General features: G+C 57.4%; 18 protein-coding genes. 14 read left to right on the forward strand and 4 right to left on the reverse strand.

Annotated elements, in window-relative coordinates; genetic code table 11:
* Window positions 1-325: 325 nt before the first annotated feature.
* From AB4090_RS11565 to AB4090_RS11595, 7 genes are read left to right on the forward strand one after another with little or no spacing between them, the layout of a single operon-like run.
* Complete coding sequence (locus AB4090_RS11565) at window positions 326-1285, forward strand: ubiquinol oxidase subunit II (RefSeq protein ID WP_369574036.1); 960 nt, start codon at window positions 326-328, stop codon at window positions 1283-1285.
* A gap of 22 nt (window positions 1286-1307) precedes the next feature.
* Window positions 1308-3446 carry a cbb3-type cytochrome c oxidase subunit I gene (locus AB4090_RS11570; RefSeq protein WP_369574037.1) on the forward strand — a complete coding sequence of 713 codons (2139 nt, stop codon included), beginning with the start codon at window positions 1308-1310 and terminating at the stop codon, window positions 3444-3446.
* Between the two features lie 49 nt (window positions 3447-3495).
* On the forward strand, window positions 3496-4128 hold the full coding sequence (locus AB4090_RS11575; RefSeq protein ID WP_369574038.1) for a cytochrome c oxidase subunit 3: 633 nt from the start codon (window positions 3496-3498) through the stop codon (window positions 4126-4128).
* On the forward strand, window positions 4125-4481 hold the full coding sequence (locus tag AB4090_RS11580; protein ID WP_369574039.1) for a cytochrome o ubiquinol/quinol oxidase subunit IV: 357 nt from the start codon (window positions 4125-4127) through the stop codon (window positions 4479-4481). The genes AB4090_RS11575 and AB4090_RS11580 overlap by 4 nt, the downstream gene beginning before the upstream one ends.
* Before the next feature lie 17 nt (window positions 4482-4498).
* Window positions 4499-5446 (forward strand): cytochrome C oxidase assembly protein, encoded by a 948-nt coding sequence (locus tag AB4090_RS11585; protein ID WP_369574040.1) that lies wholly within the window; start codon window positions 4499-4501, stop codon window positions 5444-5446.
* 9 nt (window positions 5447-5455) lie between these two features.
* On the forward strand, window positions 5456-6397 hold the full coding sequence (locus AB4090_RS11590) for a heme o synthase (protein ID WP_369574041.1): 942 nt from the start codon (window positions 5456-5458) through the stop codon (window positions 6395-6397).
* A 31-nt stretch (window positions 6398-6428) separates the two neighbouring features.
* The gene (locus AB4090_RS11595; RefSeq protein WP_369574042.1) at window positions 6429-7619 is read left to right on the forward strand and encodes an MFS transporter; all 1191 of its coding nucleotides are present in this window, start codon (window positions 6429-6431) and stop codon (window positions 7617-7619) included.
* Between the two features lie 33 nt (window positions 7620-7652).
* Here the strand turns inward: AB4090_RS11595 and AB4090_RS11600 are convergent, their stop codons facing one another.
* From AB4090_RS11600 to carA, 4 genes are read right to left on the reverse strand one after another with little or no spacing between them, the layout of a single operon-like run.
* Complete coding sequence (locus tag AB4090_RS11600) at window positions 7653-8492, reverse strand: undecaprenyl-diphosphate phosphatase (RefSeq protein ID WP_369574043.1); 840 nt, start codon at window positions 8490-8492, stop codon at window positions 7653-7655.
* 48 nt (window positions 8493-8540) lie between these two features.
* The gene (gene greA, locus AB4090_RS11605; RefSeq protein WP_369574044.1) at window positions 8541-9017 is read right to left on the reverse strand and encodes a transcription elongation factor GreA; all 477 of its coding nucleotides are present in this window, start codon (window positions 9015-9017) and stop codon (window positions 8541-8543) included.
* A 6-nt stretch (window positions 9018-9023) separates the two neighbouring features.
* Window positions 9024-12248: a carbamoyl-phosphate synthase large subunit gene (gene carB / locus AB4090_RS11610; protein WP_369574045.1), complete on the reverse strand. Its 3225-nt coding sequence runs from the start codon at window positions 12246-12248 to the stop codon at window positions 9024-9026.
* Complete coding sequence (gene carA, locus AB4090_RS11615; RefSeq protein ID WP_369574046.1) at window positions 12235-13377, reverse strand: glutamine-hydrolyzing carbamoyl-phosphate synthase small subunit; 1143 nt, start codon at window positions 13375-13377, stop codon at window positions 12235-12237. The genes carB and carA overlap by 14 nt, the downstream gene beginning before the upstream one ends.
* A gap of 173 nt (window positions 13378-13550) precedes the next feature.
* Here carA and AB4090_RS11620 point away from each other — a divergent pair, with 173 nt between their 5' ends.
* The 7 genes from AB4090_RS11620 to acpP all read left to right on the forward strand — a co-directional run bounded on the left by AB4090_RS11620 (window position 13551) and on the right by acpP (window position 18260).
* A complete protein-coding gene (locus tag AB4090_RS11620; protein ID WP_369574047.1) occupies window positions 13551-14018 on the forward strand; it encodes a YceD family protein in 468 nt (155 codons plus the stop codon).
* A gap of 23 nt (window positions 14019-14041) precedes the next feature.
* Window positions 14042-14227, forward strand: coding sequence for a 50S ribosomal protein L32 (gene rpmF / locus AB4090_RS11625; protein WP_369574048.1), 186 nt, complete (start codon window positions 14042-14044; stop codon window positions 14225-14227).
* A gap of 23 nt (window positions 14228-14250) precedes the next feature.
* Entirely contained in the window at window positions 14251-15297 is a 1047-nt protein-coding gene (gene plsX, locus AB4090_RS11630; protein ID WP_369574049.1) for a phosphate acyltransferase PlsX, read from the forward strand.
* A complete protein-coding gene (locus AB4090_RS11635) occupies window positions 15276-16217 on the forward strand; it encodes a beta-ketoacyl-ACP synthase III (RefSeq protein ID WP_369574050.1) in 942 nt (313 codons plus the stop codon). Before plsX ends, AB4090_RS11635 begins: the two co-directional genes overlap by 22 nt.
* 37 nt (window positions 16218-16254) lie before the next feature.
* The gene (gene fabD / locus AB4090_RS11640; protein WP_369574051.1) at window positions 16255-17190 is read left to right on the forward strand and encodes an ACP S-malonyltransferase; all 936 of its coding nucleotides are present in this window, start codon (window positions 16255-16257) and stop codon (window positions 17188-17190) included.
* Window positions 17190-17930, forward strand: coding sequence for a 3-oxoacyl-ACP reductase FabG (gene fabG, locus AB4090_RS11645; RefSeq protein WP_369574052.1), 741 nt, complete (start codon window positions 17190-17192; stop codon window positions 17928-17930). The genes fabD and fabG overlap by 1 nt, the downstream gene beginning before the upstream one ends.
* A gap of 81 nt (window positions 17931-18011) precedes the next feature.
* Window positions 18012-18260, forward strand: a complete 249-nt coding sequence (gene acpP / locus AB4090_RS11650) for an acyl carrier protein (protein WP_369574053.1) — start codon at window positions 18012-18014, stop codon at window positions 18258-18260.
* Window positions 18261-18288 lie beyond the last annotated feature (28 nt).

The following is an 18288-nucleotide window of genomic DNA, read 5'->3' on the forward strand; positions in this document are numbered from 1 at the left end:
TTATATTTTGTTTTTACTAAATTCAATGCTCTAATCAATATTGCGTGTGCCCAAAAATATTTGAAGTCTTTCTCTATTGCTTCCCCGTTTTCACTAGAATACCTTAAACGCCGAAAAAGTAGACTGTTGTAAAAATATAATTTTGTATGAATATGGTGCTGATTCGCTATTGGAATCGAAATTCCAGTTGGCCTGGCCCATGTTCTCTGGGTAATGTAGCGGCAGGGGCAGTAAAGGGAGTGCCTCGATCCGCCAATGGGGTGCCGCAAGGTAGTGCGGTGGTAAAACGATACGGAACTAGGAATCCGTCAGGGAGAAAGTGTTCATGTTCAATAAGCAAGCAAAACGACTGGCATTATGGGGAGGAGGCACGCTGGCATCTTTATGGGCCGGTCTTGCCAATGCCAATATTTTCTGGATCTTTGATCCGCACGGCACTATGGCCGACACGAACCTGCGCTACATGATTATCGACGTGGTGATCATGGGTGCCATTGTCGGTATCACGGCGCTCTTGGTGATCTGGTTCATGTGGAAGTATGCCAAGGGTAAGAATCGCGGTGTGTACGATGCCCACTGGTCACACTCCAATACGCTCGAAGTTCTCGTTTGGGGCATACCGATCATTGCGGTGGGTTTCTTGGCCTATTATGCGGTGAAGGGAACCTTTGAAATCAATCCCTACAATCCTACCGTTATCACCAAGCACATGGCGCCTAAAGGCGATCCAGTGGACGTAGAGGTGATCGCTACCGATTGGCAGTGGCTATTCATTTACCCGCAATACCACATGGCGGTGGCCAACGAATTGGTTTTGCCTGTGCATACACCAGTTTTCTTTCGTTTGACCTCGACGGCGGTTACCTCGGGCTTCTTCATCCCGCAGTTGGTTGGCATGATCGACGTGATGCCCGGCATGCGCACCAAGAACGCGCTGGAAAGTGACCGCGTTGGTGTCTATCAGGGCATTGCTTCAGATTACGCGGGCGCTGGTACTTCGTGGATGACCTTCCCGACTAAGATGGTCAGTAAAACGGACTTCCAAAGTTGGGTAAGTAAGGTACAGGCCTCGCCGAAGACCATGACCTATGCCAGCTTTGATCGTTTTGCCGAGCCTTACATCAACGTCAATCATCGCGTCGCGTATTTCTCGAATGTGGAGGATGGGATTTTCGATCATCTGATGATGGAGGTGATGGACGGTAAGACCTGGCCCTTGCCGCCAGCAATGACTGAAAACATGGTGGCTTATATGAAAAAACAAGCCGCAGAGCAGCGCGACTAGGAAAAAAGGAGAGGTGACGCAAATGCTCGTTCAAGTGCCTGGGGGCTGGAACCCCATCCTAGGGAGACTGGCAATAGACCAGATCCCCTATACGAATCCGATCCTCGCGCCGCTCTTCGTGGCCGTGGTCATCGGCGCAATTCTGGTGTTCGGACTCATCACTTACTACCACAAGTGGGGGTATCTCTGGAAAGAGTGGTTGACTACGGTCGACCATAAAAAACTTGGGGTGATGTACATCATCCTCGGCTTGGTCATGCTCTTCCGCGGTTTTATCGACGGTTTGATGATTCGAACCCAGCAGGTATGGGCCAACGGGCCGCAATCCTCTGGTGTGTTTGGGGCGGTGCATGGGTATTTGACGCCTTTCCACTTTGGACAGGTCTATAGCGCCCATGGATTGATCATGATCCTGTTGGCCGCTACGCCGTTGCTGGTAGGCTTTATGAATATCATTGTGCCGATCCAGATTGGTGCGCGCGATATGGCCTATCCCTACCTGAATGCCTTGGGTCTGTGGATTACGGCTGCTGCTGTGGCACTGATCATGATCTCGCTCTTTGTGGGCGACTTTGCGCACAATGGCTGGTTCGGTTATGCGCCAATCTTCGAGCTACAGTATAGCCCCGGCGTGGGTGTGGATTACTGGATTTGGACTCTGGAGCTGACCGCGCTCGGTACGACCCTAGGCGGTATCAACCTGATCGCGACCATTGTCAAAATGCGCGCGCCGGGTATGACCTGGTTCCGCTTGCCCATCTTCACCTGGGCGAGTCTGTCGGCCAACATCATTGCGTTAACCTCTTTTCCCGCATTGCAGGTGGCTTTGTTCTTGGTGGCTTGTGACCGCTACTTTGGTGCGCATTTCTTTACTGCGGGCTTTGGCGGCAATTTGATGTTGTACACCAACCTGTTCTGGCTCTGGGGTCATCCCGAAGTGTACTTCGTGATCCTGCCGGCCTTCGGCATGATGTCGGAAATCTTCCCCGTCTTTTCTGAAAAGCCGCTATTCGGTTATATCACCATGGTGGCAGCGAGTTTCGCTATTGCCGGAGTTTCCTGGCTGGTGTGGCTGCACCATTTCTTCACCATGGGCGCGGGACCAGACGTCAACAGCGCGTTCAGTGTGGCGACCATGCTGGTCGGCATCCCCACCGGTGTGAAGGTCTTCAACTGGGCCTTTACCATGTACCGCGGGCGCATCACCTACACCGCAGCGATGCTTTGGGCCATCGGTGCCCTGTTCCTACTCTTGATCGGTGGCTTGACCGGTATGATGCTGGCCATCCCGGCGATCAACTACATGGTGCACAACAGCGTCTTCGTGATTGCGCACTTCCACTCCATGTTGCTGGTGATCGTCTATGCCATTTTTGGCGCAGTGATCTTCTGGTTCCCCAAGGTCTTTGGCTTCAAACTCGACGAGTTTTGGGCGAAAACCATGTTCTGGCTCTTTAGTGCCGGTACGGCCCTAGTCTTTGTGCCGATGTACATGCTCGGTTTTATGGGGCAGACCCGGCGTTTGGATTATGTTTTCAACACCGCTTGGCATCCGTACCTAGTGACCGAGGAAATCGGCATTGCCGTTTACTGCCTGTCGGTGGCAGCCTTCTTTGTGCTGCTCTATGTCAGTACCCGTGATCGGGTGAAAAACCGTGTTGCGCAAGATGCCTGGGGTACTTCGCGTTCCCTGGAGTGGTTGGCCCACTCACCGCTGCCGTTCTACAACTTTGCCGTGACCCCCCACATCAACGCCCGCGATGAGCTGGCTTGGCGTCGTCACAACGGTATCAGTGAGGCACAGCCGACGAAGTACGTCGATATCCACATGCCGAATAATACCGGCGTTGCGGTCTATATTGGTGCGTTGACCTTCGTCTTGGGCTTTGCCCTGACTTGGCGGGTCTGGTGGCTCAGTCTGTTGAGCTTGCTGGCCATTATCGTGTTGATGATCGTGCGTTCCTGGCGTGGTGATCCCGGTTACATCGTCACTGCAGCGGAACTCGAGAAGATGGAGCGCGAGGCGATGCAACGTCAGCAGCAGGTAGAAGGATACCTGCCGCATCCGGGCGGGCATGCCGTTCCTGGCGGGGCGATGGCCTATGAAAGCCATGACGTGAGCCCTTTGGGTACACCGCCGAGCTCTGGCGATCAGCACTAAGGATGGTGGGCGTGGCGCAGGTCACGCCCCATACAAGAGGATTTGATTTATGAGTGCACATGATTCACCCGATCCAAGTAAGGCAGTGTTGTGGGACACCCACTACCACGGCCATGACGTGATCTCTACCCGCAGTTTTGGGTACTTTCTCTACCTGCTCAGCGACGGCATGCTCTTCGCTACCTTGTTCGCTGCCTATGGAGTGCTGAGCTATTCCCATAGCTACTTCAATGGCCCAACCCCAGCGGATTTCGTTCACCCCTGGTACACCTTTACCCAGACCGTGGCGCTCTTTTTGAGCGTGCTGGCCTATGGCATGGGGATGAGCGCCGTCAAAAAGGGTAACAAGGCTGGTCTGATGAACGGCCTGATCGCTGCCTTTGTTCTGGGCGTGGTTTTCCTTGGTCTCGACATCCACGACATGATGGACTTGGCCGCGCACGGGATCACGGTACAAACCAGTGGTGGCACCTCAGCTTTTATCGTTCTGACACAGGTTCATGCTGCCCACATCTTCTTCGGCTTGATCTGGATTCTGGTGATGATGACGCAGGTGATGAGCAAAGGCTTCACCACCGATACCGTGGGTCGTCTGTTGAGCCTGCGCATGTTCTGGCATTTGCAAGCGATCATCTGGGTCTTTGTCTTCGTCTTTGTTTATCTCTGGGGGTACATGTCATGAGTCATGGTCACGACAATCCGATCTTGCACCCGGAAGTGCAAATGGCGAGCACCCGCGGCTATTTTACCGGCTTTCTGGTCTCCCTGATCCTGATGACTGGGGCCACGGCGATGGTCTCCTCGCATGCCTTTCCGCCCTTTGGCCTGTTGCTGGTGATAACGGTTTGTGCCGCCATTGCCATCGTCGCGCAGATCTATTTTCTGCTGCACATCGACATCTCGGAGCACAATATCTGGAACACGGTTTCCTTGGTGCTCTTCATTCCGTTGTTCATTATCACGATCGGCTTGACCTGGTGGATGTTCTCGCAGCTCTACCTGCGCACCATGCCGATCATGCCGGGGATGCACTGAGCATCCGGGAGTAAAATATGTCTGGCGTTGTAGAGAGTGGTCGGGTAGCCGCAGCGACGGGACGGGAGAGAATCCCCCACGCCGTCGAACCGGAAATGACCCCCTTCGTGCGTGCCATTGGCAAGTTCATTGGGATTGCATTGATAGCTGCTGTCGCAGCGGGGGTGGTCGAGGGATTGCGTAGCAACGGGGGCATTGTCGATGCCCTGGTGCGCGCGCTGTCGACTACCGAAGTTGGCTTTGCCATGGTGCTGATCCTGCTCGGTAGTCTGGTGGAAGGCTTCGGTTATGGTCTGTCGTTGGGGACCAAGTGGCCCTATACCCGCAACATTGTGATCTTGATGTTGCGCAGCGATCCGGAGGCTGCACACCGGGTTGTGGCTACCCTGGTCGGCCTCGTTGCAGTTGCTCTTGCCATTCTTGCGCTAGACGTTAATACCCTTTCCGGTTTGGGACTGATTGTGGTTACCGCGCTCTTTGGCATGGGTACCCTCTACGTCCTGGCCGGTAAGGCCCCTTCCCTAGTCCATGGTATCCATGGGCTACTCGCCTACGGGGTCTTTTTGATCTTTTTGGTCAATCTGGTCTATCCGGGCATGAATTTCTGGACCTACCTCGGTTCGATGGGCGCGTTGCACGCGCTACTCTTTGCCGTATTGCTGGGCGGTATGACCACCGGGCAGCGCGGTTTTGGCAAGGCCATTGGCGCCTTTGTGAAGCCACAGAAGGCCTCACAGTGGACGGTGGCGGCGCACGTCAGCGCGGCATTGCTCCTGGTTGCGACTCTGGGTTGGATGATGCCGGCCTATCCGGTGGCCTTCTATTTGGCGGTGATTCAGGTCGCCGTCGGCTTTCTCTTGTTTCACTCGGTCAACCTCAAGCCCAAGGATCCTGGGATCATGGTGGCCTTTCATCAGGGCATGGTGCTCTCTATGAGTCTCGCTATCGTCCTCGTATGGCGGTAAGGAAAACAAATGGCTAAGTCTCTTGGTACCTCATCACCCTTAACTCTTCCTGGCCCGAATGCTGGCGTACAATTGCTGCGCGACCTCTGGGTTTTGGCCAAGGCGCGGGTGGTTTCTTTGCTGGTGTTTACTGCTTTGGTGGGTGAGTTGCTTGCCCCCAATGGTATCCAGCACTGGCCAGCGGCGCTGGCTGGTTTGCTCGGCATCGCGTTCGCTGGCGGTGCCGGAGGCGTCCTCAATCAAATTGTTGAGCCGGAGCTCGACCAGCACATGCGCCGCACTCATCGCCGGCCTCTCGCCGAGGGCCGCATCGGTCGCAAGGGGGCGATCGCCTATGCCACGGTCCTGCTCAGCGTGAGTATTGCTGTGTTGTGGACCTGGACCAATCCCCTGACCTTGGCGCTGACCTTGCTTGGCACTGTGGGTTATGGCGTCGTATATACCCTGTATCTCAAGCCGAGTACGCCGTGGAACATCGTTTGGGGCGGGCTGGCGGGTGCGTTGCCACCGTTGATTGGCTGGACCGCAGTGACCGGCACGGTGGCCTTGCTGCCACTCTTTCTGGTGGCCTTGATCTTCGTCTGGACCCCAGCGCATTTTTGGCCCCTGGCCATCTACTGCCGGCGGGACTATGCCAAGGCCTGTATCCCCATGTTACCGGTGACCCACGGGGTAGACCGTACGCGCAAGGAGATCCTGGTCTATGCAGTAGCTACCTGGCTGGTGAGTTTGGTCCCGGCCTTCCTCAACCACGATTGGATATATGGTGGCATTGCCTGGATTGCTGGGGCCTGGTTTGTGGGCATGGCCCTACGCCTACGCAAGTTGCCAGAAGGTGCCGAGATGGACTTGTATGCGCGTAAAATGTTCGCCTTTTCCATCAGTTATCTATTTCTTCTCTTTACCGCACTCCTTGTGGGCAAGGCATTGTTAGGTTATGGCATCCTCTAAAAAGCGGCGCCAGCGTCAAGCTGGCCCGCCAATGACCGCAACAGAAAAGAAGGCCGTTTTCGGCCTCAGTTTTATCTACATGACGCGTATGCTCGGGCTCTTTATGTTGATGCCCGTGCTCGCCCTCGACAGCCACTCCATGCGCGACAGTACGCCCTTTCTTTTGGGCCTGGCGGTGGGTATTTACGGTCTCGCTCAGGCCCTGCTGCAATTTCCCTTTGGTAGTGCCTCAGATCGCCTGGGACGCAAACCGGTTCTGGTGTTTGGGCTGCTCCTTTTTATTGCCGGATCGGTCTTGGGCGCGCTTACGGAGAACATCTGGGGAGTGGTCCTGGCGCGTGTGTTGCAAGGGGCTGGAGCGGTTTCTTCCGTGTTATTGGCGACGGCGGGCGATCTCACCGACGACGCTCATCGTACCAAGGCCATGGCGGCAATTGGTGGCAGCATCTCTATCGCCTATGTCCTGGGCATGGCCTTGGGTCCCGTCATCTACGGTTTTGCGGGCCTCGCTGGGGTGTTCTGGGGGGCGGCGGTCTTCGGCGTTTTGGCATTTTTGCCCTTATTCCTGGTCATTCCTGGCATCCCCGAAAGGCAGCAGCGCCGTATGGGTTCTTTCCGCGATGCCCTGCGCATTTTCTCTCATCCCGCAGTACAGGCGGCCAGTGTCGGTATTTTCATTTTGCAGATGGTCTTGGGTGCTAGTTTTGTTGTCTTATCGCCGGAATTGCTGCGTGCTACCGAACTTACCCAGGGCGCCATCTGGGAAGTGTATCTGCCGGTGATGTTCGGTGGGATTATTTTCATGCTCTACCCAGTGATCTATGCCGAAAAAAACAAGGAGCACCGGCGGGTGCTGTCGATGAGTGGGGTGGTGATTGCCGTCGGCGCGCTGCTCATGGGCATCTTTGCCGGTCATTTTTGGGCGGTAGGCATTGCCGCAATTATTTTCTTTACTGGCTACAATATCGCCTCTGCTATTTTGCCGTCGATGATGAGTCGCTCCACTACGCCAGAGCAACGTGGCGCCGCTAGTGGTGTGTATTCGTTGATGCAGTTTCTCGGCATTTTTACCGGCGGCGTAGTTGGCGGCTGGGGTCTGGGCTGGATTGGCGTGCAGGGGGTGTTTTACATCCTCACCGCCGTGGGTCTTGCCCTGGCCTTGCAGAGTGCCGTTGCCACGGGTGCTGTAGGCAAGTTGATGGCGGCAGAAGAGCGCTCCTGAAAGAGTGCACTTGCATCGACATCAGGTACGATTTTACAACCCGCCATTACCGACAATCAGCGCAAAAGCGCCAAAGAGAATGCAGTAAATTCCAAACGGGCGTAATGCCTTGATTTCGTGCTGGTGAAAATACCGCATCAAAAACCACACGGAAAACCAGGCAAAGATGGCAGAGATTACCCCGGAGATCACGATCACGCCGAGAAGTCCGTGATTCAGATGTTGATGTGCTAGCTTTGGCACTTCCAATAAGCCTGCGGCACCAATGATGGGCGTAGCCAAGAGAAAAGAAAAACGTGCCGAATTGGCATAGTCCAAGCCTACGCCAATGCCTGCCACTAAGGTTGCGCCAGAACGGGAAAAGCCGGGAATCAGTGCCAGAGATTGCGCAAAACCAATAATCAGGGCGCGCCGCCAACTGAGCTTCTCCAGGGTATGACTGGGTTCCCGGGCACGCAGATGATCGCCCCAGATCAGTAATGCCCCATTCACCATCAGGGCCACCGCGGCAAAGCTGAAACCACCAAAGAGGTCCTTGATGCGGTGGGCGAGGGCTAGCCCGAGTAGGCCCGCGGGGATGCTGGCCAGAATCAGGAGCCAGAGCAGGCGTGTCTCGGCACTGCGCGGACGACCCCGATCACGCAGAAAAGCGCCAATCAACTCGACCCAGTCGCGCCAAAAGAAACTTAGCAGTGCCGCCAGCGTGCCCAGGTGCAAGACGACGATGAAAGGCAGAAACCACGAAGCATCACGATCGATTGGCCAACGGAACAAGGCGGGCACGAGAATGCTGTGCCCCAGGCTGGAAATGGGGAAGAGTTCCGTTACGCCTTGTATGGCCGCGAGCAGAAACAGATAGAAATGATGGAGCATAGAAAGGATTCCCGTTGGCGCCCGGGCTGGGCGCCGCAGTCGTGCTACTTAGATGTAGCGAACGGAGAGGATGCTGTATTCGCGCGTGCCGCCAGGGGCAATGACCTCGATACTGTCGCCTTCATGTTTGCCAATCAACGCACGGGCGACGGGCGAGCTGATAGAGATCTTGTTTTCTTTGATATCGGCCTCGGCATCGCCAACGATTTGATAGGTGATGGCTTGTCCGTCCTGGTCCTCGAGTTCGACGGTGGCGCCAAAGACGATGCGATCACCGGCATTCAAAGACTTGGGATCGATGATTTGCGCACGGGCGATGAAGTCCTCGATTTCGCGGATACGTCCTTCGATAAAACCCTGCTGCTCTTTTGCGGCATCATATTCGGCGTTTTCCGAAAGGTCGCCCTTGGCACGTGCCTCGGCGATGGCCTCGATCACCGCGGGGCGATCCTTGCTTTTCAGCCGCTGAAGTTCTTCGCGCAAACGCTGGGCGCCGACGACCGTCATCGGAATTTTATCACTCATGGAACTTTACCTCCGGGAAGGGGACTGGCTGGCCAGATCCTGCAAACAAACGACACTGCGCTCCTGGCTGAGCAGTACACCCAGGGCAGCCGTACCCGCCGTGGCGCCAGCCAGGGTGGTGTAGTAGGTAAGGCCCATCTGTAGGGCCGCGCGACGAATACTAAAGGAGTCGCGTACCGACTGGCGCTCATCGACCGTATTGATGATGATTTGCACCTTGCCGTTCTTGATGGCATCGACAATGTGGGGCCGCCCCTCGGTAACTTTGTTCACCGCCGTGACGCTCAGGCCGGCATGTTCAAGATGCTTAGCAGTGCCGCGGGTAGCGAGCAGCGCAAAGCCCAGCCGATGTAATTCACGCGCAACGGGGATGATCCCATCCTTGTCGGCATCCCGTAGGCTCAAGAATACCGTACCCTGTCGGGGAAAGTGCTCGCCGGCGGCGATCTGCGCCTTAAGAAAGGCCTCGCCGAAGCTCGTGCCAATCCCCATCACCTCGCCCGTGGACTTCATCTCCGGGCCAAGAAGCACATCTACCCCGGGGAACTTGAGGAAGGGAAAGACGGCTTCCTTGACACTGAAGTGCTGCCCCAAGGTGATTTCTTCCACACCCTGCTTGGCCAGGGTGTTGCCCGCCATACAGCGCGCCGCAATCTTGGCCAGAGGGATGCCCGCTGCCTTGGAAACGAAGGGCACGGTGCGCGAGGCTCGGGGATTCACCTCCAAGACGTAGACATCCGATCCCTGCACGGCAAACTGGCAGTTCATTAGGCCAACCACACCCAGGGCCTTGCCCAAGGCCTCGGTCTGCTGCCGCAATTGGCTTTGTATCTCGCTCGGCAGGGAATAGGGCGGCAGGCAGCAGGCGGAGTCGCCGCTATGCACACCCGCCTGCTCAATGTGTTCCATAATGCCGGCCACCAACACCCGCTCGCCATCCGCGACAGCGTCGATGTCGACTTCCAGCGCATTGTTCAGGAAGCGATCGAGGAGCACTGGTTGATCTTCGGATACGCGCACCGCCTCTTGCATATAGCGCTCCAGATCATCCTCGGCATAGACGATGCGCATGGCACGACCACCGAGCACGTAGGACGGGCGCACGACCAGGGGATAACCGAGGGCGCGGGCGTGGGTCAGGGCCTCGCTGCTACTGCGGGCGATGGCATTTTCCGGTTGGCGCAATTGCAGACGCTGCAGCAGTTGCTGAAAGCGCTCGCGGTCCTCCGCCAAATCGATGGAGTCGGGGCTGGTACCGATGATCGGCACCCCGGCCACCGCGAGATCATTGGCGAGCTTGAGCGGCGTCTGACCGCCAAACTGGACGATGACGCCCTCCGGTTGCTCGATTGCCACGATCTCCAGTACATCTTCGAGGGTGAGCGGTTCGAAATAGAGGCGGTCGGAGGTGTCATAATCCGTAGAGACGGTTTCAGGATTACAGTTGACCATGATCGTCTCATAGCCATCTTCGCGCATCGCCATGGCCGCATGCACGCAGCAATAGTCGAACTCAATACCCTGACCAATCCGGTTGGGGCCGCCGCCCAAGATCATGATCTTTTTGCGGCTTGTCGGCTCTGCCTCGCACTCGTCTTCATAGGTGGAGTAGAGATAGGGCGTGGGAGAGTGGAACTCGGCGGCACAGCTATCCACCCGTTTGTACACCGGACGAATACCCAATTTATAGCGATGCTCGCGCAAGGCGGACTCGCGGCAACCAAGTAATTGCGCCAGGCGCCTATCGGAAAAGCCCATGCGCTTCAGGCGGCGTAGCTTGGACTTGTCTAGGCTGGCTAGGGCAAGTCCGCGCAGGTCATTTTCTACGGTTACGAGTTCGGCAATTTGCTCCAAAAACCACGGGTCGATCTGCGTCAGCTCATGGACCCACGCCAGCGTCCAGCCGAGGCGGAAGGCATCGGCCGTTTGCCAGAGCCGTTCTGGCCCGGGGTTACGCAGGGCCTGCTCCAACTGCGCTGTGCTCAAGCTCTTGCTGTCGACCTCATTCAGCCCGTCCATCCCCGTTTCCAGTCCACGCAGGGCCTTTTGCAGAGATTCTTGGAAACTCCGGCCCATGGCCATGACTTCGCCCACCGACTTCATTTGCGTGGTGAGGTGGGCGTCGGCATCGGGAAATTTCTCAAAGGCGAAACGGGGGATCTTGGTCACCACATAATCGATGCTGGGCTCGAAGCTGGCCGGAGTGGCCTGGGTGATGTCGTTGCGCAATTCGTCCAGGGTGTAACCGAGGGCCAATTTGGCTGCGACTTTCGCGATCGGGAAGCCCGTTGCCTTCGATGCGAGTGCGGAGGAACGCGATACCCGCGGGTTCATCTCGATCACCAGCAGGCGACCGTTGCGAGGGTTGACGGCAAACTGCACGTTGGAGCCGCCGGTATCGACGCCGATGCGCCGCAGCACGGCAATCGACGCGTCGCGCATGGTCTGATATTCGCGATCGGTCAGAGTCTGCGCCGGGGCTACGGTGATGGAGTCACCGGTATGCACCCCCATGGGGTCGATGTTTTCGATAGAGCAGACGATGATGCAATTATCGGCGCGGTCGCGCACTACCTCCATTTCAAATTCTTTCCAGCCAATCACCGACTCCTCGATAAGGATTTCGTGGGTGGGGCTGGCCTCCAGACCACGATGGGCGATTTCTTCAAATTCCTCGCGATTGTAGGCTACGCCCCCCCCAGTGCCGCCGAGGGTGAAGGACGGACGGATGATTACCGGATAGCCGATGCTTTCGGCAATCTCCCGCGCCTCATCAAGCTGATGCCCGAAGGCCGAGCGCGCCACCTCTAGGCCAATCTCTTCCATGGCCTTCTTGAACAGCCCCCGGTCCTCGGCCTCGCGAATGGCGGCAATGCTGGCGCCAATCAGTTGCACGCCAAAGCGGTCAAGCACCCCTTCCCGGTGCAGATCCAGGGCGCAATTAAGGGCTGTCTGGCCACCCATGGTCGGGAGTAGGGCGTCGGGGCGTTCGCGCTCGATGATTCGTGCCACCGTCTCCCATTCTACCGGCTCGATGTAGACGGCATCGGCGGTCTGCGGATCGGTCATGATGGTGGCCGGGTTGGAGTTCACCAAAATCACCCGACAACCTTCTTCGCGTAGGGCCTTGCAGGCCTGCACGCCGGAATAATCGAATTCGCAGGCCTGGCCAATGACAATGGGGCCAGCGCCGATGATCAATACACTTTTCAGATCTTCACGCCGGGGCATGGTCTTTCCTTGTGGCGAAACTGGCGACGAACTCATCGAAAATGACGCTGGCATCGTGGGGGCCGGGGCCAGCTTCGGGATGTCCCTGGAAAGAGAAAACCGGAAGCTGGCGATGGCGCATCCCTTGCAGGCTGCCATCAAAGAGTGACACATGGGTGACCTCGACACTATCCGGCAAGCTCTCCGCGGCTACGGCAAAGCCATGATTCTGGCTGGTGATGAGTACCCGGCCAGTCCGCAGGTTGCGTACCGGGTGATTGGCGCCGTGGTGGCCGAATTTCATTTTCTGTGTTTTGCCGCCCAGGGCGAGGCCGAGCAGCTGATGCCCAAGACAGAGGCCAAAGGTGGGGATGCCAGCTTCGACGACTGCGCGCATGGTGTCCTGTGCCTGGGTCAGGGCGGCGGGATCGCCCGGGCCATTACTGAAAAGGACGCCGTCCGCGCCGAGGCTCAGGATTTCGGCGCTGCTGCTTTGTGGGGGGAGTACGGTGACGCGGCAGCCGCGATCGGCGAGCAGGCGCAGAATATTGCGTTTGGCACCAAAATCCACCACAACGACATGGTGCTTCGCCTGCCGCTGTTCCTGGCTAAGGTAATCATGCTCCGGACTGGGACTGCAGCGCGCCCACTCGTGCCGTTTGCCATCAGTAACTTCAGCAATGAGATCGGCCCCTTCCAAGCCTGGAAAGACACGGGCTGCCGCCAATACCTGATCAATGTCCAGCGTGTTGCCAACGGCAAGGGCGCCGTTCTGTGCCCCGTGTTCGCGTAAATGACGGGTCAGGGCGCGGGTGTCAAATTCGGCCATGCCAGGGATGCTGTGGTGGCGCAGATACGCGTCGAGATCTTCCTGCGCGCGCCAATTGCTCGCCGCTCGCGGCAGGGTGCGCAGCAGAAGCCCGGCACAGAAGATCTCGCGGCCTTCGGCATCTTCGGGGTTAATGCCCACATTGCCGATGTGGGGGTAGGTCAGGGTAACGATCTGCCCGCGATAGGATGGATCCGTCAGGATCTCCTGATAACCGGTCATTGCCGTGTTGAAGCAAACCTCGCCGGCGCGCACGGCTGCAGCGCCGAAGCCCACTCCATGAAAGATACGCCCATCGGCCAATGCCAGGACTGCGTCCAAATCCCACCTCGAATCCAGATAGTTAAGATGCAAAAAATGGGAGCGCGGATGCCTCCCATGGATCTTTTCTATTCTAAAGAACCGGGCACAACCGGGTCAAACCCGGGAAACATTGAGTTGCATGCAGAAAACTGCTTTACTCGCGCCGTTGAGCTCGGTAATATGCCGCCCTCATGACTGTGGCGAGCGTTTCTACCTTGCTGATTTCCCGCGTTTCTGTGGCGGGAGAACAGCTGATCGGAGAGCCGGATTTTGCACGCTGGGCACGCTTGCAGCAAGCTGTGCAGCGACTCGATTCGGTGACTGTGGATTTGCGTTTAGAGCGACGCGGTCGGGTGCTCTTGGTCGATGGTGAGCTGCGCATTCAGGGAATGTTGCGCTGCGAGCGTTGCCTGGGTGGCATGCCCTGTGACCTTCGCCAAGATGTGCAGGTGGGGGTAGCCGAGTCCGAAGCGGCCCTGGCAGCAGTTGATGCCGAGCGTGAGCTGGTGTTGGCGCCGGAAGGAAAATTGGTCGTGCAGGATTGGCTGGAGGAAGAAGCGCTATTGGCGCTGCCGCTCTTGCCGCGTTGTACGGAGTGGTCATCCGGCATTTGTCCGGTGTCTGGAATCGAGGTGCCAAGCCTCGATACGAGTCAGTAGTTTGTTGATGGAGAAGCGAGATCATGGCAGTTCCCCAGAGTAAAACCTCCAAGTCCAAGCGCGACATGCGCCGCGCTCACGATTTCTTGACAGTGAGCAACCGGTCGACCTGCGATCATTGCGGAGCGAGCAAGTTGCCCCATCACGTTTGCCCCGAGTGCGGTCACTACAAAGGCCGCGAGATGGTGCGCAAGTCCGTCGAAGCCTGAACGCTGTTTCGGGCACCAAGAAATTGCCGCAGATTGCCGTCGATGCCATGAGTGGCGACTCAGGACCGCGCACGGTCCTGCGCGCCCTTGCTGGCCTCGTCAAAGACTATCCGGATGTGCAGTTTCATCTCGTTGGTGACGAGGCCGTATTGCGACGCGAATTGCAGCGCAGCCGTTTGAAAGACACGGCGCAGGTGCAAATTCAACACGCTAGCCAAGTTGTAGGAATGGACGAAGCGCCCTCCCAGGCGCTGCGCGGCAAGCGAGATTCCTCCATGCATGTGGCGATTGGCCTGCTGCGCGACGGTCACGTGGATGCAGTGGTCAGTGCTGGCAATACCGGTGCGCTCATGGCCATGGGTAAGGTCTTCTTGCGTACCATCCCTGGTATCGACCGTCCGGCAATCGCGGCGTTTTTGCCAACGCAAAAAGGCCGGGTCCTGGCGCTCGACTTAGGTGCAAATGTGGATTGCCATCCCGAACATCTGCTGCAGTTTGCGGTGATGGGATCTATTCTCTTCGCGCAAGTAACCGGTACGCAAAAGCCGCGGGTGGGCTTGCTCAACATTGGTTCCGAAGAAATCAAAGGGAATGAATTGGTAAAGGCAGCCAATGGCTTGCTACGCCAGAGTCATTTGAATTTTATCGGCAATGTGGAAGGCACACAGGTGTATCAAGGTGGCTGTGAAGTGCTCATCTGTGACGGTTTTGTCGGTAACATCTTCCTCAAGGCCTCCGAAGGGCTGGCAGGAATGGTTCGGCAAGAATTGCGCGCGAGTTACACCCAGGGTTTTTATGGGCGCCTTGCCTATCTCATCAATCGCCCAATCCTACAAAATTTACGTCGCAGACTGGATTCGCGGCAATACAATGGCGCGACCCTGTTGGGCCTAAATGGCATCATCATCAAAAGCCATGGCAATGCCGACAGACTGGCCTTTGCCCGGGCGGTAGAAGTGGCCATTGCCGAGGCCCGGCACCGCCTTACCCTGGAGATCGCCAAAGTGGTACAAGACGATTTGGCACAAGTAATTCGTAATAGCGCCTCATGCCCAATTATAGTCAATTGATCGCCACCGGTTCTTACCTGCCGGAGAGAGTGCTCGATAACCACGAACTCAGCACCTGGGTGGATACCAGCGACGAATGGATCGTTGCGCGTACCGGTATACATAAACGGCACTTGGCGGCAGAAGGACAGGGAAGCGTTGATATGGCAACCCGCGCTGCTGAACGTGTCCTAAGCGCTGCGGGGCTCCAGGCGGCGGACATCGACTTGATCATTGTGGCGACCACAACGCCGGATCAGATCTTTCCCAGCACTGCCTGTCTGGTGCAGGCACGCTTAGGAAATCAGGGTGCTGCTGCGTTCGATGTGCAAGCAGTGTGTACCGGATTCATTTATGCCCTGGCCACAGCCGATCAGTTTCTGCGCAACGGTGCTGCCAAAACGGCCCTAGTCATTGGTGTCGAGACCATGTCGCGCATCGTCGACTGGAAGGATCGTAGCACCTGCATACTTTTTGGCGACGGAGCCGGTGCTGTTATTCTCACTGCAGCCGATCAGCCCGGTATTCTCTCTACGCACTTGCACGCCGATGGGCGCTATGCCGAACTCCTGCAGGTCCCGCAGGCGGAAACGCATTTGACGATGCAGGGCAATGCGGTGTTCCGCATGGCCGTGCGTACCTTGGGCGAGATCGTCCAGGAGACCCTTGCCGCCAATGGCCTACAGGACAGTGATATCGATTGGTTGGTACCGCATCAGGCCAATATTCGCATCATTCAGGCCACGGCCGATAAATTGGGGCTACCCATGGAGCGGGTGGTGGTAACAGTGGGCGAGCATGGTAATGTCTCGGCTGCCTCCGTCCCATTGGCCCTGGACCATGCCGCACGACGCCATTCTTTCCGTCCGGGTCAGCTGCTGCTGCTCGAGGCCTTTGGTGGTGGTTTCACCTGGGGCTCGGCCCTGCTACGCTGGACCTGAGCGTTAGGTCACTAAATTCGTATCAAGGAGAGTACCAGTGCAGGGTTCCATCGCCTTCGTTTTTCCCGGTCAAGGATCACAGTCCGTAGGCATGCTTGCCGCCATCAGCGCCAGCCGCCCGGTGTTGCGCGACGTATTTGTCGAGGCCTCCGATCTACTGCATCGTGATCTTTGGCAGTTGGCACAGGAAGGTCCCGTCGAGGAGCTGAATCAAACCCGTTGGACGCAACCGCTGATGCTCACCGCGGGCTACGCCATGTACCGCGCCTGGGAAGAGGAAGGCGGGTCGAATCCAGACTTCGTTGCCGGCCACTCCCTGGGTGAGTACACGGCGCTGGTAGTTGCCGGGAGTCTCGATTTTGCAGACGCGCTCAAGCTGGTTGCCCGCCGTGGCGAACTGATGCAGGGTGCCGTCCCTGAGGGCGAAGGCGCGATGGCCGCGGTTCTTGGCATCAGTGAAGAGGAGCTGCGTACCCTCTGTCAGCGCGAGGCCCAGGGCGAAGTCCTGGAATTGGCCAACCTCAATGCGCCGGGGCAGATCGTAGTGGCCGGTCAGCGCGCCGCCGTGGAACGGCTCAGTGAACGGGCCAAGGATGCCGGAGCGAAAAAGGTCGTTGTGTTGCCGGTCAGTGTCCCTAGCCACTGTTCCTTGATGAAGGCGGCGGCGGAGCAATTTGCTGCTGACCTTGCCCAGGTGGAGATCCGCAGTCCGAACGTCCTTCTGGTGCACAACGTGGACGCACAAAGTCACCGTGATCCAGCGGCTATTCGCGAGGCATTACGACGGCAGATCTTTTCGCCAGTGCGCTGGACCGAGAGCATTCGCTTCCTCGCCCGGCAAGGGGCTACCACCTTTGTCGAAATGGGTCCGGGCAAGGTCTTGTCTGGACTGGGTAAACGCATCGAGCCGAGTCTGCGCATGTTGTCTCTCGATGATGAAAAGAGTTTCGTTACCACTCTGGAAGACCTCTGATGAGCGTCGCGATGGATGGGCAGGTAGTGCTGATTACCGGCGGCAGCCGCGGAATTGGCGCGGCAGTGGTCGAGGAATTTCTCGCCCAGGGAGCGCGCGTCGCTGCCACGGCGACCAGTGCGGTCGGGGCAGAGGCGCTTTGCGACAAGCTTGGCGAGCAGGGCCGCGGTTATGTCTTGGACGTTACCGATGATGCGGGCATGGATGCGACCCTGGCGCAGATCCGTGCCGATCTGGGTGCCCCCAGCATTCTCATCAATAATGCCGGAATCACGCGCGATCAGTTGCTACTGCGCATGAAAGACGAAGACTGGGATCGGGTACTGCAGACCAATCTGCGGGCTGTCTATCGCCTGAGCCGCCTCTGCGTGCGCGATATGATCAAGGCGCAGTATGGGCGCATCATTAGTGTCACCTCGGTAGTGGGGATGATGGGCAATGCCGGGCAGAGCAACTATGCCGCAGCCAAGGCTGGCGTAATGGGCTTCAGCCGTGCCCTGGCGCGTGAGGTTGCTGGGCGTGGGGTGACGGTTAATTGCGTTGCCCCGGGCTTCATCGCCACCGATATGACCGCGGCACTGAACGAGGCGCAGCGCGAACATCTCCTGCAGCAGATCCCTGCCGCCCGCCTGGGAACCGGACAGGATGTGGCGGCCGCCGTCGCCTTCCTGGCTTCTGCTGCGGCCGGTTACATTACCGGCGAGACCTTGCAGGTAAATGGCGGTCTGTGGATGGGATGACGCCTTTTACCTTTACAGGACCGCGCTAGCTGTGGTCCAATTCTGCCGAAAATAATTTTTACCAACTGAGGAGTCTCTCCCATGGATGATGTCGCAGCACGTGTGAAAAAAGTGGTCGTCGAGCAATTGGGTGTGAATGAAGATGAGGTTACCAACGAAGCCTCTTTCGCCGACGATTTGGGTGCCGATTCCCTCGACAACGTCGAGTTGGTAATGGCCCTCGAAGAAGAGTTCGATTGCGAAATCCCCGATGAAGAAGCAGAAAAAATTTCTACGGTGCAGCAGGCCATCGACTACGTCAGTGCGCACCTACCCAAGCAGGATGCCTAAGATTATTTCTCCTTTGGGTTTGGAGTCT

This window comes from Acidithiobacillus sp. IBUN Pt1247-S3 (assembly GCF_041146875.1).
Taxonomy (GTDB): domain Bacteria; phylum Pseudomonadota; class Gammaproteobacteria; order Acidithiobacillales; family Acidithiobacillaceae; genus Igneacidithiobacillus.

What these genes read in the sequence shown, in the direction of transcription:
- carB (WP_369574045.1), bottom strand. Translation starts at nt 12,248, where the DNA reads ATGCCCCGGCGTGAAGATCTGAAAAGTGTATTGATCATCGGCGCTGGC.
- AB4090_RS11570 (WP_369574037.1), top strand. Translation starts at nt 1,308, where the DNA reads ATGCTCGTTCAAGTGCCTGGGGGCTGGAACCCCATCCTAGGGAGACTG.
- AB4090_RS11590 (WP_369574041.1), top strand. Translation starts at nt 5,456, where the DNA reads ATGGCTAAGTCTCTTGGTACCTCATCACCCTTAACTCTTCCTGGCCCG.
- fabG (WP_369574052.1), top strand. Translation starts at nt 17,190, where the DNA reads ATGAGCGTCGCGATGGATGGGCAGGTAGTGCTGATTACCGGCGGCAGC.
- AB4090_RS11600 (WP_369574043.1), bottom strand. Translation starts at nt 8,492, where the DNA reads ATGCTCCATCATTTCTATCTGTTTCTGCTCGCGGCCATACAAGGCGTA.
- AB4090_RS11575 (WP_369574038.1), top strand. Translation starts at nt 3,496, where the DNA reads ATGAGTGCACATGATTCACCCGATCCAAGTAAGGCAGTGTTGTGGGAC.
- acpP (WP_369574053.1), top strand. Translation starts at nt 18,012, where the DNA reads ATGGATGATGTCGCAGCACGTGTGAAAAAAGTGGTCGTCGAGCAATTG.
- rpmF (WP_369574048.1), top strand. Translation starts at nt 14,042, where the DNA reads ATGGCAGTTCCCCAGAGTAAAACCTCCAAGTCCAAGCGCGACATGCGC.
- AB4090_RS11565 (WP_369574036.1), top strand. Translation starts at nt 326, where the DNA reads ATGTTCAATAAGCAAGCAAAACGACTGGCATTATGGGGAGGAGGCACG.
- AB4090_RS11635 (WP_369574050.1), top strand. Translation starts at nt 15,276, where the DNA reads ATGCCCAATTATAGTCAATTGATCGCCACCGGTTCTTACCTGCCGGAG.
- AB4090_RS11620 (WP_369574047.1), top strand. Translation starts at nt 13,551, where the DNA reads ATGACTGTGGCGAGCGTTTCTACCTTGCTGATTTCCCGCGTTTCTGTG.
- AB4090_RS11595 (WP_369574042.1), top strand. Translation starts at nt 6,429, where the DNA reads ATGACCGCAACAGAAAAGAAGGCCGTTTTCGGCCTCAGTTTTATCTAC.
- AB4090_RS11580 (WP_369574039.1), top strand. Translation starts at nt 4,125, where the DNA reads ATGAGTCATGGTCACGACAATCCGATCTTGCACCCGGAAGTGCAAATG.
- AB4090_RS11585 (WP_369574040.1), top strand. Translation starts at nt 4,499, where the DNA reads ATGTCTGGCGTTGTAGAGAGTGGTCGGGTAGCCGCAGCGACGGGACGG.
- greA (WP_369574044.1), bottom strand. Translation starts at nt 9,017, where the DNA reads ATGAGTGATAAAATTCCGATGACGGTCGTCGGCGCCCAGCGTTTGCGC.